Source organism: Aeromicrobium changchenzhani (assembly GCF_057586615.1).
The window spans coordinates 806,304-822,181 of the sequence record NZ_CM172480.1 but is presented as its reverse complement, the minus strand read 5'-3'; the positions used below and the strand labels follow the sequence as shown (position 1 = coordinate 822,181).

Annotated in this window: 12 protein-coding genes; 1 reads left to right on the top strand and 11 read right to left on the bottom strand. The window is 59.6% G+C overall.

Translation table 11 applies throughout. From position 1 onward, the window contains the following. Window position 1: 1 nt before the first annotated feature. A complete protein-coding gene (gene metG, locus AC2YB9_RS04205; RefSeq protein ID WP_487267508.1) occupies window positions 2–1,606 on the bottom strand; it encodes a methionine--tRNA ligase in 1,605 nt (534 codons plus the stop codon). A 141-nt stretch (window positions 1,607–1,747) separates the two neighbouring features. Beyond that, complete coding sequence (rsmI, locus tag AC2YB9_RS04200; RefSeq protein WP_487267507.1) at window positions 1,748–2,584, bottom strand: 16S rRNA (cytidine(1402)-2'-O)-methyltransferase; 837 nt, start codon at window positions 2,582–2,584, stop codon at window positions 1,748–1,750. 34 nt (window positions 2,585–2,618) lie between these two features. Between rsmI and AC2YB9_RS04195 the strand changes: the two genes are divergently transcribed. Beyond that, the gene (locus AC2YB9_RS04195) at window positions 2,619–4,154 is read left to right on the top strand and encodes a dolichyl-phosphate-mannose--protein mannosyltransferase (RefSeq protein ID WP_487267506.1); all 1,536 of its coding nucleotides are present in this window, start codon (window positions 2,619–2,621) and stop codon (window positions 4,152–4,154) included. Here AC2YB9_RS04195 and AC2YB9_RS04190 read toward each other — a convergent pair. The 9 genes from AC2YB9_RS04190 to AC2YB9_RS04150 all read right to left on the bottom strand — a co-directional run bounded on the left by AC2YB9_RS04190 (window position 4,151) and on the right by AC2YB9_RS04150 (window position 15,791). Beyond that, window positions 4,151–4,924 (bottom strand): VOC family protein, encoded by a 774-nt coding sequence (locus AC2YB9_RS04190; protein WP_487267505.1) that lies wholly within the window; start codon window positions 4,922–4,924, stop codon window positions 4,151–4,153. The genes AC2YB9_RS04195 and AC2YB9_RS04190 overlap by 4 nt on opposite strands. Continuing rightward, window positions 4,921–5,904: a 3-hydroxyacyl-CoA dehydrogenase NAD-binding domain-containing protein gene (locus tag AC2YB9_RS04185; protein WP_487267504.1), complete on the bottom strand. Its 984-nt coding sequence runs from the start codon at window positions 5,902–5,904 to the stop codon at window positions 4,921–4,923. The genes AC2YB9_RS04190 and AC2YB9_RS04185 overlap by 4 nt, the downstream gene beginning before the upstream one ends. Further along, window positions 5,891–6,820 (bottom strand): 3,5-dioxohexanoate:acetyl-CoA acetone transferase, encoded by a 930-nt coding sequence (kce, locus tag AC2YB9_RS04180; protein WP_487267503.1) that lies wholly within the window; start codon window positions 6,818–6,820, stop codon window positions 5,891–5,893. Before kce ends, AC2YB9_RS04185 begins: the two co-directional genes overlap by 14 nt. A 28-nt stretch (window positions 6,821–6,848) precedes the next feature. After that, window positions 6,849–8,033, bottom strand: coding sequence for an aromatic ring-hydroxylating oxygenase subunit alpha (locus tag AC2YB9_RS04175; RefSeq protein ID WP_487267502.1), 1,185 nt, complete (start codon window positions 8,031–8,033; stop codon window positions 6,849–6,851). A gap of 99 nt (window positions 8,034–8,132) precedes the next feature. Continuing rightward, window positions 8,133–8,882 carry an SDR family NAD(P)-dependent oxidoreductase gene (locus tag AC2YB9_RS04170; protein WP_487267501.1) on the bottom strand — a complete coding sequence of 250 codons (750 nt, stop codon included), beginning with the start codon at window positions 8,880–8,882 and terminating at the stop codon, window positions 8,133–8,135. An 11-nt stretch (window positions 8,883–8,893) separates the two neighbouring features. Continuing rightward, window positions 8,894–10,303 carry an NAD-dependent succinate-semialdehyde dehydrogenase gene (locus tag AC2YB9_RS04165; protein ID WP_487267500.1) on the bottom strand — a complete coding sequence of 470 codons (1,410 nt, stop codon included), beginning with the start codon at window positions 10,301–10,303 and terminating at the stop codon, window positions 8,894–8,896. Between the two features lie 91 nt (window positions 10,304–10,394). Next, on the bottom strand, window positions 10,395–10,976 hold the full coding sequence (locus AC2YB9_RS04160; RefSeq protein WP_487267499.1) for a TetR/AcrR family transcriptional regulator: 582 nt from the start codon (window positions 10,974–10,976) through the stop codon (window positions 10,395–10,397). A 71-nt stretch (window positions 10,977–11,047) separates the two neighbouring features. Further along, window positions 11,048–13,300, bottom strand: coding sequence for an EAL domain-containing protein (locus AC2YB9_RS04155; RefSeq protein ID WP_487267498.1), 2,253 nt, complete (start codon window positions 13,298–13,300; stop codon window positions 11,048–11,050). Between the two features lie 202 nt (window positions 13,301–13,502). Continuing rightward, on the bottom strand, window positions 13,503–15,791 hold the full coding sequence (locus AC2YB9_RS04150; RefSeq protein WP_487267497.1) for a glycosyltransferase family 2 protein: 2,289 nt from the start codon (window positions 15,789–15,791) through the stop codon (window positions 13,503–13,505). Between the last annotated feature and the right edge of the window lie 87 nt (window positions 15,792–15,878).

Sequence of the window (15,878 nt, the reverse complement as noted above, 5' to 3'; positions counted from 1 at the left end):
GTCACTGTTTGGCCTCGTCTTCGATCCGCGGGAATAGCGAGTCCCCCTTGGTAAGCCGTGCGCCGGGGCGCAACTGACCCCAGTCCCCCGCGTGGTCGACGTTCTGTTCGGCGAGCGGTCCAAGCTGCGCAGACGCACCGAGTGCGTCCCACAACGCCACCGAACTCTTCGGCATTGTCGCCGCATGCAACACGGCCACGCCGCGCAACGCCTCGGCCGCGGTGTAGAGAATCGCAGCCAGCCGGTCGCGGGCCGCCCCACCAGACGGCAGGGCGTCTTTCGCGACCTTCCACGGCGCTTGCTCCGTGACATAGCCGTTGATGGCGGAGACGAAATCCTCGACGGCATGGATCGCTTCGTGAATCGCGATTCGATCGATCGCATCATTGGCCGTGTCGGCCGTACTCTTCAGCGCGGCTGCGATCGCCGCTTCGGCATCGCCGGCGGCGGCCGGATCAGGCAGTTCGCCATCGAAATATTTGTTGACCATCGCAGTCACACGCGCGACCAGATTGCCCAGCCCGTTGGCGAGTTCGGACGTGTAGACCGCATGCAGATGCTCCCACGAGAACGAGCCGTCCGAGCCGAAGGAAATCGCCTTCATGAAGTAGTAGCGGTAAGCATCGGAGCCGAACGTGTCGACAATTTGGCTGGGATGGATCGCGGTTGCCTTGGACTTGCTCATCTTCTCGCCACCGACCAACAACCAACCGTGCGCGAACACCTGCTGCGGCGGCGCAACGCCAGCGGCCATCAGCATCGCTGGCCAAATGACGGCATGGAAGCGCAGAATGTCGCGACCGACCAGATGCAGACTCGCGGGCCAACGGTCCTGGAACGTTTTGGCGTCCTCGGAGCCGGGTTCGGCGCCATAGCCGGCCGCCGTCACATAGTTAAGTAGCGCGTCGATCCAGACATACAGGACCTGCTCCTTGTCCCACGGGACTTCGATCCCCCAGTCAAAGGTTGAACGCGAAATGGACAGATCGTGCAGGTCCGAAGAGACAAACGAAATGACTTCGTTGCGGGCGCTTTCGGGCTGCACGAAGGTTGGATTGGCCGCATAGAACGCGAGAAGTTTGTCTTTGTATTTCGATAACGGGAAGAAATAGTTGCGTTCAGCGACGGTGTCGACCGGCCGCTTGTGGACCGGGCAGAGCTTGGCGCCGTCTTCGCCATTGAGAAGTTCGCTGTCGAGCTTGAACTCTTCGCACGCGACACAGTAAGGGCCCTCGAAGTCGCCCTCGTAGACATCGCCCGATTCGTGCAAGGTCTGCCAGAACTTCTGGACCCGCTCGATGTGCTTGGCATCGGTCGTACGGATGAAATCATCGTTGGAGGCATCGATGACGTCAAGTACCGGCTTCCACTCCTCGGCGACAAGTCGATCGGTGAAGTCTTGGGGCGTGGCACCTGCTGCCTCGGCGGCCTGCATGACTTTCTGACCGTGCTCGTCGGTGCCAGTCAGGAACCAAGTCTTCTCGCCACGCTGGCGATGCCACCGGGCGAGCACGTCCGCCGCAACAGTCGTATATGCCGAGCCGATCGAGGGCGCGGCCGTCACATAATAAATCGGCGTTGTGACGTAAAACGTTGAGTCGGACATGAGCCCAATCCTATGGTGCCCGAACCCAACCCCCGCGAGTGGCGCAAGGATGACCGATTACCGTCGAAAATTGGTCATCGCTGCGCCACTGGAAGTCATCTTTGCGCCACTCGGCGAAGGGCGACACTTGGGGTTGTCGATTCATGCGCGGCTGCCATGGGCGGCGGCGTAGACGTCCTTCTTTCTCGCGCCGGTCAGATCGACCACCATCGCGATCGCATCGCGGCGGGATGCACCGTCGGCTTCCTGCTCCACGACAAAGGCCCTGAGTTCTTCGGCGGTGTATGACCGTCGTTCTTCAGTAGCGCCGGCCACGACGATGGTCACTTCGCCGCGGACGCCATGCTCCTGAGCGGCTGCCCATTCCGCGAGTTCGAGCAGCCCCGCACGTTTGATCTCTTCGTACGTCTTGGTCAATTCGCGGCATACCGCGGCCGCCCGATCCGGGCCCCAAACATCAGCCATGGCACGGAGCGATGCTTCGGTACGGTGTGGCGACTCGAAGAACACCATCGTCCGGGATTCGTGCAAAGTCTCGGTAAGTCGACGGGTACGTTCGCCCGCTTTGCGAGGCAAGAAGCCCTCAAAGCAGAATCGGTCGACCGGCAGCCCCGAAACCGCCAATGCCGTGAGCACCGCGGAGGGCCCTGGGACCGATGTCACCCGAATGTCGGCGTCGATCGCGGCACGGACCAGTCGATAACCCGGATCAGACACGCTCGGCATGCCGGCATCGGTGGCAACCACAACGGTGCCACCGCCCTTGAGCACTTCGATCAATTCGGTGGTCCGGTGCTCCTCGTTGCCCTCGAAATAAGACACGATCCGGCCGGAGATCTCAATCCCGAGTTCACTAACGAGCCGTTTGAGCCGGCGTGTGTCTTCCGCAGCCACGACATCGGCATTCGCAAGGGCCGCGGCGAGCCTAGGGGACGCGTCACCGACCTGACCGATGGGTGTTCCAGCGAGGATCAGCATAGGTTCATCATCACAGGTCGCCTAGGCTAATCGGGTGAGGGTGAGCGAGAAGGCGCACGGCTGGATCTGGCCGACGGCAGTCGCATTAATTGCTTTCACCCTTCGGGTATGGAATCTGGGTTATCCAGACAAACTCCTGTTCGACGAGACCTACTACGCGAAAGATGCGTGGTCGCTAACGAAATTCGGTTATGCGCAGGACTACGTCGACAACGCCAACACAATGATCGCCAGCGGCCATTTGGCCCATCTGCATACCGGGCTGCCCAGCCAAATTGCCCATCCTGACGGCGGCAAGTGGATCATCGCGATCGGCGAGTGGTTGTTCGGCCTCGATTCCTTCGGCTGGCGAATTTCGGCGGCGGTCATCGGCGCGCTGACCGTGCTCATCCTTGCCCGTCTTGTCCGCCGACTCACCGGATCGACAGTCATCGGCTGCATCGCGGGCTTGTTGTTGTGCTTCGACGGATTGCATTTCCTCCTGTCGCGGCTCGCGCTCCTCGACGTGTTCTTGACCTTCTGGCTGGTCTGCGCGGTGGCCTGTCTGGTCGCTGATCACGATTGGATCAGCGCACGACTTGATCGCATTCGCTGGTTCCGACCGTGGCAGATCGGTGCCGGAATTTGTTTTGGTATGGCCTGCGGCACCAAATGGAGCGGTGTGTTCGTGCTCGCGGTGTTCGGGTTAACCGTCGTGATCCTTGAGGTGTTCGCCCGCCGCAAGCGCTGGAAGACGATCGAACCTAAACTGGGGCGCAAACCGGGTTGGATCACAACGTTGCTCGTCGTGGGTATCCCGGCCTTCATCACGATTGTCGGACTCGCTGGGCTTGTCTACGTCGCGACCTGGACCGGCTTCCTGCTCCATCACGGAGTGTATGAAGCCCGCTTCGGCCACGGATACGGCGATAATGCGCCCTGGGGCTCATATGTCGATCGTCCGGCGCACGGCTTTTTCGGCGAAACTATCGACGCATTTCGATCGTTGTGGCATTACCAGGTCATGACTTATGACTTCCACACCGGCAGTTATCTGGCCGGCAAGACTCATCCGTATGAATCCAACCCCGCTGGTTGGCTGGTGCTTGAGCGACCCGTCGCAGTCGAGTCCGTGAATGATTTACCGGCGACATCCTGCGGTGCCGCAGCAACCTCAACCTGTATGCGGCAAGTCCTCCTGCTGGGCAATCCAGTCATCTGGTGGAGCGGCGCATTAGCTCTGCTTGCCGGCATCGTGGCCTGGCTGCGAACCCGCGATTGGCGTTGGAGCATCCCACTCCTCGGCGTCGCAGCAACGTGGCTGCCGTGGTTCAGGTATGACGACCGGCCGATCTTTCTGTTCTATGCCGTGGCGATTCTGCCGTTCACCATCATCGCCATCTGCCTCGTGATCGACGGGGTGTGGCGCTCGGCGGACACCGCCAGATCTCGCTATCTCGTGGGATTGATCGTCGGGGCATTCTTAGTAGCGGTGGTGATCTGCTTCTGGTTCTTCCATCCGATCTACACCAACACGCTGATCAGCTACGACCAGTGGCGCGACCGTATGTGGTTCAACCGCTGGATCTAATGCCGCTCGGCGGGGCCCAAATCGCAGGTGCCGATGGTCAAGCCCTCGATCGGGCCACCGATCAGGTCCACCGCGGTGATGCCCGGTGCGTCGCCCGGCAGCACCCGCAAGGATCCGCTTGGCCAGCTGAAATCCAACGGTCCGTCGCTGCCATCGGCTTGGGCACCCAGTGTGTCTACAAACAAGCACCGCGACATCGTCAGGTCAGTGGAGATCAAGCGCGTTGTAATCATCTGTGCCTGACCTTCTGCAGACGTCGTCCAGATGTTGGTCCACCACAGCGGATCAGTGGCGCCTTCGGAACTCGGGAAGTTCGGCACATCGCGCACTTCGGTCGAAATCAGGTCACGGGGCTCTGGATAGACCTGATCGGACTGGGCGAGTTGGATAACCGTCCGGTGCAGGGAATCGGGCAGGATGAAAGCCTCGCGCCATGAACTGTTGTCATAATTTTCACCAACCACAGTCAGGCCCAACGCACGGACGCGACGCACAGTCTCACGCAGATCTGGCACCGTGAACGTGAGGTGATGGGCACCCTCTCCGTGGGTCGCAAGGAACTTTTCGAGGAAGCCAGGACCGGTTGGTTCCAACAGTTCCAGCCGGCCACCCTTATCGGCGTCACCGACGTAGAGCAACAGGTAGCGGAACTCGCCAAGCGTTTCACCGGCGATCGGCACAGCGCCGAGTTCTCGACGCAACCGCGCCGCCCAACTTAAGGCATCGTGAACGGCGAATGAGGTGTGATCAATATCGAATTCGACGGTCATACGTTGGTCTCCTCTGCCGTGACCTTGGCCGGATTGCGGCGGTCACGGTGAGTCGCCGCAACGACTGCGGTCAGCATTTCGTCGCGTTTGGCCGCCAGTTGTTGGATACTCTCCGCGTCGCTCGATGAGGAGAGTCCCTCGACCAGGCGCGCCGCAGTGACGTCGTCCAGATGGGGTGTTCCCAAATCATCCCACCAACGATTGAAACTGTCGGCGTATCGCTCGTAGAACGCGCTGAGTCCGCCGGCATCGCCGCCAAGGTGGAACAACATGGTGGGCCCCATAACGGCCCACCGCAGCCCAGGTCCAGATGACACCGCGGTATCGATGTCATTGACGGTCGCTACCCCCTCGTTGACCAGATGAATGGCTTCACGCCAGAGAGCGGCCTGCAGACGGTTGGCGACGTGGCCGGGGACTTCCCGCTTGACCTCAATCGTCACCTTGCCGACCGATTCGTAGAATCGTCGCGCGTCGGCAACAACGCCGTCAGTCGTGCGCTCGTTGCCCATGACCTCGACCAACGGAATGAGGTGTGGCGGGTTGAACGGGTGGCCAAGTACGAATCGGGCAGGGTCCGACCAACCACCTTGCATCTCGCTGAGAGTGAGACCGGATGCGGACGAAGCGACAATGGCATCGGTGGCGAGAACCGGCTCGATCATCCGATAGAGCTCATGTTTGAGCCGCACCTGTTCAGGAATGCTCTCCTGAACGAAGTCGGCCGCTTCGACCGCCTCGCGAGGGTCGTGACAAATAACCAGATCTTTCTCGGACACGTCGATCTTTGCCAAGCCAAGTTCGGTGAGCACCGGCCAGGCTTCTTCCACCGTCTGCTGGACACGATCACGGGCCGCCGGATCTGGGTCATACACGGCAACAGATTTGCCGGCAGCAAGAAATAACGCCGTCCAGCTGCGGCCAATCAGACCGCCACCTAGCGCGGCTACCCGACCGCCAGCGTTATTAGAAGGAGACATTCTCGGCTCCCTTCAGACCCAATCGTTCACGGGCCTGAGCGGGAGTGGCTACGTCATAGCCGAGCGCCTCGACGATGCCACGGATTTTGCCGACCTGGGCCGCATTGGATGGGGTGAGCTCCCCCGGCCCGATAAACAGGCTGTCTTCCATGCCTACGCGCAGATTGCCGCCAAGCATCGCGGCCTGAGTGGCAAATGACATTTGATGTCTGCCCGCTGCCAGCACCGACCATTCGTAGCTGCCGCCGAAAAGTTTTTCGGCGATGGTATGCATGTGGACCAGATTGTCGAGGTCTGCACCTACGCCGCCCAGCACACCGAAAACCATCTGCACGAAGAACGGCGGCTCGACCCACCCCTGTTCGATGAGCCACGCCAAATTGTAGAGATGGCCGAGGTCGTAGCATTCGAATTCGAACTTCGTACCGTGGCCGCGCCCGAGTTCCTTCACGACGTACTCGAGATCGGCAAAGGTGTTCTTGAAGACGAAATCCCGCGTCATTTCCAAAAATTCTGGTTCCCAGTCGTGCTTCCATTCGGAGTATTTCTCCAGCATGGGGAAGATGCCGAAGTTCAACGATCCAACGTTAAGCGAAGCCATCTCCGGGGACGTGGCGACAGCCGCGCGCAGCCGATCTTCGCGCGACATGCCCAAGCCACCGCCAGTGGAAACATTCAGCACGGCATCGCAACCGTTTGCGATCTGCGGCATGAACTCCTGAAAGAGTTCTGGCCGCGGGTCCGGTTGGCCGGTCTGCGGATTGCGCGCATGCAAGTGGATGATTGCCGCGCCCGCCTCAGCAGCCTCAACCGATGCGGCCACAATTTCGGCGGGGGTGATGGGCAGATGATCGGACATCGTCGGGGTATGGATTCCGCCGGTTGGCGCGCAGGTCACGATAATGGGTTTGGGCATGCTGGCTTCTTCTAACTGTTGATTGGCTCTAGCTGTTGATCGGTTCGGCGGGCGTGCGGACGGTGCTCTCCAGGCCGACCAGCCGCTGATAGGCCTCGATGAGAAGACCATGGAAATGGTGCACCCCGTGCTCGGACAGTCCTGATCCGGACCGCTCGGAATCGAAGACGATGCGGCCCTGGTTGAACGCTGGGGTATTCATCCCACGTTGAACGCTCTCGACAATTGCGATGTCCTGCTGCTGAAGTACTTCGTCGATATAACGCACGGACTCCATTTCCGCCTCAGTTAGGTCGGTCGTCTCGAGGAAGAAATCCCACGTCTCCAAAGTTCGATCGGGCCCCACGGGCAAGACCTGGAACACCATGAAGTTGCTTCGCCCGGGGTAGCGCAGAAGGCAGGTGTTGGGCCACAGCCACCACACCGCGTGTTGATTGACCGTTGCGCCCGAAACGTCGTAGGCAGCGTTCTCATGTTTGCCGGCTTCAGCGAAATGGCTCGACCAGATGCCGTGGGTCTGAACTTCGTAGGTGTCCATGTCCACCAGGTCGACGAACTCCTTGTGTGCAATGTGGCAGTGGTAGCACTCCAAGAAGTTGTCAATGACGTTCTTCCAGTTGGTGTTCACCTCGTACGTCAACCGTTTCGCGTGCGTGAGTTCGGTGATATCGGGTGCCCATTGGGCGATCTCTTGAGCAAGATCTGGCGCCTGTTCAGCCAAGGGTTGCGCGGCAGGATCAAGGTTGACGTATACGAAGCCACCGAACTCTTCCACCTGGATTTGGTCAAGGCAGATCTCCGACTTGTCGAACGACTCCATATTGTCGGAGCGTCGGGCAGCCTTCAGCCCACCGCTCAAGTCATAGGTCCAAGCGTGATACGGGCAGACGATATTGCGTACGGTCCCAGAACCCGAGAGCAGTTCGTGGGCACGATGTTTGCAGACGTTATAAAAGGCGCGCAGGGTTCCCGCGCGGTCGCGCACGACCGCGATCGGCATGCCCGCAACCGTGGCCGCGACATAACTGCCCGGCTTGGTCAATTTTTCGACGTGACAAACCCACTGCCAGGTACGTCCGAAGACACCTTTGAGTTCGGCGTCGAGCCACTTGGGGTCCACATACGCCTCGGAACGAAGCGACATCGAGCGTCCCGGCTCGACGTCGTAGCCGGCGGCAATATTCCGTGCATCCTCAACTGTGATCTGGTTCATAATCGTCAGACTACTCATTTTTGTACGATCGTTCAATCTTTCGCGGACGGCAGTTTCTGGCGCCCGAATTGGGCGTCGCCGACGTGCCGTTGGAGCGGTTCAGAATAGGTCCGGGCGCAGCGGCGACGCAGCGGTCATTCCGCCGTCGACCGCGATGCACTGTCCAGTCACAAACGAAGCTTCCTGCGAGGCCAGCCATGCCACGGCATTGGCGATGTCGGCTGGCGCACCGAGACGCGCCAGCGGGTGCCGCGCAACCGCGTCGCGCTCAGCCTTTCCAGCATCGTGTGCGAGCGCGAACGCATCCGCCGCCATCGCGGTCTCGACCCAACCGGGGCTGATCGCATTGCATCTGACGTTCGGGCCATGATCGACCGCGATCGAGCGGGTCAGCCCGTGCACAAAAGCTTTCGAAGCGTTGTAAAGAGCCATGGAAGGATCGGCGACAACTCCCGAAGTTGAGCCGATGTTGATGATGACCCCACCGTGTTCGCTCATCTGTGGCAGGACCACACGGCATAGGTTGAACAGCCCGCGACAGTTGATACCCATCACCAGATCCCAGTCGGCATCGGAACTGTCGACGACCGTGTGTTCCACCTGCACCCCGGCATTATTCACCAGCAGTGACACGTCGCCGAAGGTCTCATTCGCCCGATCCACCAACCCTGCCGCTTGGATCGGATCGGCTACGTCAGCCTGAACCCATACAACGGCCGCAGGCAATCCCGCCGGCCGAGCACTACGCCCACACGTTAGGACGTCAGCACCATCCGCGCTGAGCCGGTCGACAATTGCCCGTCCGATTCCGCGGCTTCCGCCGGTCACGATGGCGATTTTCCGGGCCATGGGTCAGCGCCTCATGCTCCGGGACCGAGCTGTTTGACATACATCAACCGCTTGTTGACGAACTCATCCATCCCCAGCGGTCCAAGTTCACGCCCAAAGCCACTACGCTTGACCCCACCGAAGGGGATCTCGGGGCCCTCGCCAGCAGGCGTGTTGACGTTGGCCATCCCGACCTCCAACGCGGAGGCCACCCGCAGCGCACGCTTCGGATCGGTGCTGAACACCGCGCCGCCCAGGCCATAGTCGCTGTCGTTGGCCAGACGGAGCGCTTCGTCCTCAGAGGAGACCGCATAGACCACCGCCACCGGACCAAACAGTTCCTCGCGGTAGGCACGCATCTGCGGGGTGACGCCGGTGAGAACGCCTGGCGCGTAGTACGCACCAGGTGATTGGCCCAATTCACCGCCGGCATGCAGCCGCGCACCTTTGGCCACTGCATCGTCGACAAGGACCGCAAGATTCTCGGCTGCTGCTCGCGAAGACATCGGTGGGTAGCTGCCTGCCGCCAGATCCATCGGGTCCCCCGGTCTCATCGTTCCGGCGAGCCGAGTCAACTCGTCGACGAACCGATCATAGATGTCGTCCATGACGATCATGCGTTTATTAGACGTGCAGGCTTGGCCAGTCGTGTAGAGCCTCGTCTGCCATGCCTGTTCGGCCTCCTTCGCAATATCGTCGCTGTCCAGCACGATGTATGCATCCGAGCCGCCAAGCTCCAATACGCACTTCTTGAGGTTTCGCCCGGCGACTTCAGCAACCGCCGCGCCAGCCCGCTCGGACCCGGTCAGCGACACTCCCTGAACACGCTGATCGCCGATGATCTGCGCAATCTGCGCGTGGGTCGCAAATATATTCTGGTAGACCCCCGCGGGAACGCCGGCGTCGCGCAGGAGCTCTTCCAAACCCTCGGCACACTGCGGCACAGACTCGGCATGCTTGAGCAACATGGTGTTCCCGAGAACCAGATTCGGCGCGACAAAACGGGCGACTTGGTAGTAGGGGTAGTTCCACGGCATGACACCGAGCAGGAGCCCGATCGGCCGCTTCTGTATGACCGCCTGGTCGCCGGCAGAGGTGTCAATTGGCTGGTCTGCGGCCAGCGCCGGGCCGCGCTCGCCGTAGTAGCGGAAGATCGACTCGCAAAATTCCACCTCTTCCACCGCCTCGTGCAGTGGTTTGCCCATCTCCGTGGTCGCGATGCGCGCGAGTTCATCAGCACGCTGGCCGAACAGTTCAGCAACTTTGAGTGCAATCTCAGCACGCTGCTCAATCGAAACTTCCGACCACTGCTCGTAGGCGGCAGCACCCGCGCTCAAACTGTCCTCAACCATCTCGCTCGAGGCAAAATCGTACTGAACGAGAACCTCGCCACTTACCGGATTGACCGATTGATAGCCCGGCTGCTGATTGGTCTGTGTCATAGCGGAACCATAGACCGCTGCTGGACATCCGTTCAACCCATATTGTGCGCAAACATCATTCGCTGATGGGTGCACGACGAAAGCGCGTCGTTTACGGCGCTAGCGCGATCTCCTCGCAGCGGACAACGGCCCGTTGAAGTGATGCCCGGTCCAACCCAAGTAGAGCGGTGAGCCACAGCCCGTTCTGAACCACGTCAATATCGGCTGCTCGCCGCTTGCATTCCGCAGGTATGAGGTCCGGCCGGGCTGCCTGGACCAACCCGGCCAGTCCTGCCCGATACCGCTTCTGCGCGGTCGTATTGATCTCGGCGAAATCATCGTGCGCCTGCGCGAGCGCCCAAAGTTGAAGCCGCAGCGATAAGTACTGAGTGGTCAGAAACTCCGGGGCAACAATCCGACGCAGAACTGCACGTAATTGATCTTCGGGGGATAAAGCCGGATCCGGTTCGACCAACGCAAGGTCTTGTCCCTCGATCTGGATAAGGGCCGCGCGGATGAGACCAATCTTGTCGTCGTAGTAGTAGTTGACCAGCCCCAAGGCGACTCCGGCCTCTTTCGCCACGGCACGAATGCTCACACCGGAGATACCGTGCTGCGCGAGCAAGCTAATGACCGCGTCGAGTATGCGCTCCTGTCGATCCTTCTCGGGAACATCGCGCCGATCGGTGGTCACAGTCCCGAGACTAGTGCGATGAGCCGATCTTGCGCGGGTCGGGTTGCTAAGGCGGAATCGTGACACGAAACTTAGTCGATGACTGCCGCAACCCCATGGACAGAAAGTCGATCGAGAAATTCCTGTTGTAAGAGCGGCTTGCCGAATAACCAGCCCTGGACCCACCGCACGCCCATACTCTGGAGGATTTCCGCTGATTCACGGGTCTCGATGCCTTCAACGATGACATCGAAGTGGAGCTCGCGAAGCAGCGACAGCATCCCCGCCAAGACGGTCTGCTGACGCGCCAGTCCGATGTCGTCGACCAGTGACTTATCGATTTTGACCAGGGTCACAGGTGCGGCATGCAAGGTACCTAACGAGGCATACCCGACGCCGAAATCATCTATTGCCAGTCCAATACCCGCCGCAATCAGGCGCTCAATAACGCCGCGTCTTGCATCGTCCCAGGTGATAAAGGACCGTTCGGAAATTTCCAAAATGAGATGGGCTGCGCTGTGACTGGCAAGTTCCACCAAATCGTCAAGAAGCGGTGACCACGCATCAAGTTGCACTAACTCCAAATTTATCGTCACGCCGTTGAGCTTGCTACCCAACCGTTCGGCGGCCGCGATCGTTTCGAAGGTTTGGACGGCCAGCTGTCTCGTCATCTCATCGAGCAAGTTGAGCCGCATGGCGATCGATACCAACGTTTCGGGAGCAATTGCGCCAAACTCGGGATCGTTCAGTCGCACCAAGGCTTCCACCATGACGATCTTTCCGAGCGCTGGGTCCACCACCGGCTGAAACGCCGTTCTGATTCGTTCTTCGATGATGGCGCGGCGCACTACATCATCAAGATTGACTTCGGGGTCAGCGTCATTCGAGTGCAAACTGCGCTTGCGGCGATACAGCTGGCGATCGGCCTCACGTACCCAATCATCGACCGAAGCTTCCACCCCCGCCGACAGTGCCAGACCAACGCTGGTCTGTATGCGAGCCACTCCTGACTCAAACTGGATGGGTTCACCGATGAGGCGCACAATGCGTGCGGCCATACGCTGCAAACCGGCCAGATCCTCGACGTGGCGCAGCGCGAACGCAAACTCGTCGCCGGCGTGTCTGGCGATAAGCGCGCCGTCGCCCAAAGCGCGCAATCGCAGCCCAATCTCGCGGATAACGCGATCGCCGCCGCCGTGGCCAAAGGTTTCGTTGACCGCCTTGAACTCATCGAGGTCAAGAAAAATCAACCCCAACATCTCACCGGGATCTCGCTCGACATTGAGTATGTCCAGTTGATCGCGAAAATATGAATAGGTTGCCAATCTGGTCAACGAATCAGTCATCAGTTGACGCTCGAGATGCTCTTGCTGATCGGCCCGATGAAGTGAGATCACCGCCATGGACGCAAGGCCTGCAAAAGTCTCCCGGTCGATTTCCGAAAATGGCAGATCACCGCGATCTCGGCTGGCAACCACGAAATTCCCGTCGGCCAGCGATGCCGACAGCCCGGTCGCTGGCAGCTCGTCAGCGGCCACCCTCGTGTCGACATGCCGCGCACGGAGCCCGACGGTCATCCAGCGTTGAAGGTTGCTACTGATTTGATCACGAGCCCAAGGCATCTCAGTTGCCCCGGCCGTCAAGGACTTCAGACTCCGAACCAACTCGAACTGTCGTAACAGGAGACCCACTACCAAAAGCAAAGCCCCTGCCATCGCGACGAACACCGTCGCGTACACCGGAATCCCCATGCCACGTTCAATGTGCCGCAGCACCGATACCGTCGCCGATGCGTAGAAAACGCCCAGCATGATCAACAGGCACCAGGTCCACCTCAGCCGCAGTCCCCGCGAGCCAATCGGCTCGGCGATGAAACGCCTAACTGCTTCCAACGACGCCAACACCAAAAAATAGGTCGCTAACGCTAAGAAAGTACGGTCATAGGGACGGTAGCCAAGGTCGATGTGGCGACTCACCGCCAGCAACGCGGAGCCCGCAAGGATTTGGTACGCAGTAAGCAGCCAGACGCTAATCCCGTCACGCTGCGCAAATCCGTAGCCGACCGCGACCAGAATCGCCCAGATCGGAAGGATCGTTGAATCGAGGGCAGGGTTGGCGGAGAACAGCAGCGCGGGCAAAATGCCAAGCCTGAGATCCGGCCGGGAAGCAGAGATTGTCACCTGATAACGGGCCGCAAAAGGGGTCGCCAGAAGCGCGGCAATTGATAGCCACGTGAGGTCAGGCGCGCTGAATTGCCAGTGATTCAGTTGCCGAATGATGCCGAGCATCGCGACCAAAATAATCGCGGCCGAATAGAACCGCGAAGCACGAGAGTTACCGTTCACAGGTTGCTCCGCTTCCTGGGTCATAGGACGAAATTACTCGAATTCGGTGCGTGCAGATGATGCAAACTTCCGCTGCGCAGGAAGTTCCAAGTTGCCGATATCAGCATCGCGGTTCTCGTCCGTCAAGATCACAAGGTGCGAATAGACTGGAATATTACAGTACATAATGATCCATGGACGGGTCTGCTGCCCGCTCGATAAATCAGCGTGACTTTCGACCAATTCTGCGGCGTCGGTCGTCGCGCATACGTAGATCGCGTGCCAGCCGCCGATCACCGTGGTAGAGGATCGCCGACCAGTTGACTTCTTGGTCGATTGGCGCTGGCGCTGCGGCCACCTTGGCTTTGCGTTTGTCGACATACAGCCAGTTGAGCACGCCAAGTCCCATGTCGAGGGTGGCAGCGTTCAAACCGATATAGGCGCGGATCGCACCGGCGGCCAGGGTCGCATTGAAGGCCGCGAACGCGAAATTACCCCAGTTCTGATTGTTGTAGTCTCGCCAGGCAGTCAGCAGCGAAAATCCGACAATCAGGAACGGGACGAACACATGCCAGCCGGGTGCCGCAGTCCGGTTGCGCACCTTCGGCGTGCGGGCGAACGGAATCTTCTCGCCGGTGAATGCCTGCTGAACAGATTTGAGCACGCCGGCGAGGTTGACTGGTAAGAGCACTAGATTGAAGCCGTAGACGCGGAAAATATCGCTGAACCGGTGACCACAGCTACGAAGGTCGCTGCCCATTGCGATGAAGTAAGGCAGCGCCGCGCCAAGCACAAGCGGACTCAAGAGTCGACTGTCGTAGGGATAGAACAACAGGAATAGCAAGCCAACGCTGGCCCAAGCGATCGAGGCCATGTAATTCACCCGAAGTGCGATTTCGCGAAAATAGATCCGCTCCCGTTTCAGTCGACGCAAACGGATCTGACCCCATAGTTTCGGCAAGATCAGCAGGCCGCCATTTGCCCAGCGGCGGCGCTGCACGATCAACGATCCAAAATCAGGCGGCGTCGCGCTGTAACTGAGCCGTTCGGGGTAGTTGACCAGCGACCAACCAGCAGTGCCGATGTCGATACTCGACTCGGTGTCCTCAATGACCGTTCGATCCTGGATGTAGGTATACACATCGAAGCCGCCCACGTTCTCGACCTCGACGATATCCTCCAATGCCCGCTTGCGGATGACCGCATTCGCGCCCACCCAGAATGTCGCGTTGTAGTAGGTCATGCCCTGGTGGAGGATGTGCTGCAGATCGGTTGTGGCGCCCGCGATGCGCTCAATCCGAGTGGGCGCTCCACGGAATGATGAATACGGCGTTTGAATGATCGCGACGTGGCTGTTGTCGGACTGCTCAAGGTAGTAGACGAGCCGGATGCAATAGTCACGCAGCAGTTGGGAGTCAGCGTCGAGGGTGAGCACGTACCCCGAGTCCTCAAACACCCGATCGCCGGGCTGCGCGACATCGACCCGGTCGAGAATCGGCCCGTCCGGTGTCGCAGTTTCGCGCCACGTGTGTCCCATCAGGCCCAGGTATGCGTTGATGTTCATCGCCTTGTTGGCCTCGTGCGAGAGCGAGGCGAAGGCTTTCCGCTCGAAACTCTCCAGCCGGGCACGGAAGATCCACACCAATCGTCGATGGAGTTCTCGCAGCCGCACGGCATCGGGGTAGGCCTGCTGATCGAGGGAGCCTTCCAGCGCTAAAATTGTCAGTCGCAATTCGCTTGCAAGCCCCATCAAGACTTGGTCGACGAAGAATTCGCTCACATGGTCGACGATCGCTTCATGCTCGGCCATCGTGGTGAGCCAATCTGCTGCTGCGCGATACTCAGCAGCTAAATAACGGACCTGTTTCGCGGTTGGTTCCGATGATTCGTGGCCGTAGGCAGCGCGTTCAAAAGATTGCTCAAACCGTTCTGCTGGCTCTTTCAAAGCAGTGGCAATATCACCCGCGAGGTTCCGTGTCGCGGTCAACGTGGCCAGTGTTTCAGGATCGGTGGGAGCCGGCGGATCGTCGATCAACAACACGAGGCGCAAGTCCGGGTACTCCTGAAGCGCTGCACTCCACATCGTAAGTCGGACAACTTCGGGTTCTTCGGCATAGGAGGGAATCAGTACTGTTAAGGATTCGCTCACCGCATCGGCGAAGTGACGATCGATGAGTCCTCTGGGAATCCGCTCATGGTTTCGGAAGCGGTGCAACGCACCTTGCCTGGCTAACAGATACATCAGCGCAGAGAACGTCAGGAAGGTGACAACAACGAGGTAGGAGATTGCCTCCGTGGCAAAACGGAACGTGGTGTGCACGTTGATAAATTGTCGAAAGGTCGTGGCGACGACGTAGCCGATCCACGAAAGCACCGTGACCGTTAGTCCGATACGACCCCACGTGATCTTGGTCTTGGACGGTCGGGGATGCATTATCGACATCGGTTCAGAGCGTCGTTCGGCTCCCCACTGGCGTCGCGGCGTCGCGTCAACGATTTTGGTGGTAGCCATGGATTTCCGTACCCACTCCCTAGGTATCGTGCTGGATCGTCAATTCAGCGTACTGGAAGCAGAGTTGGCGATTTGACCGAATTGACC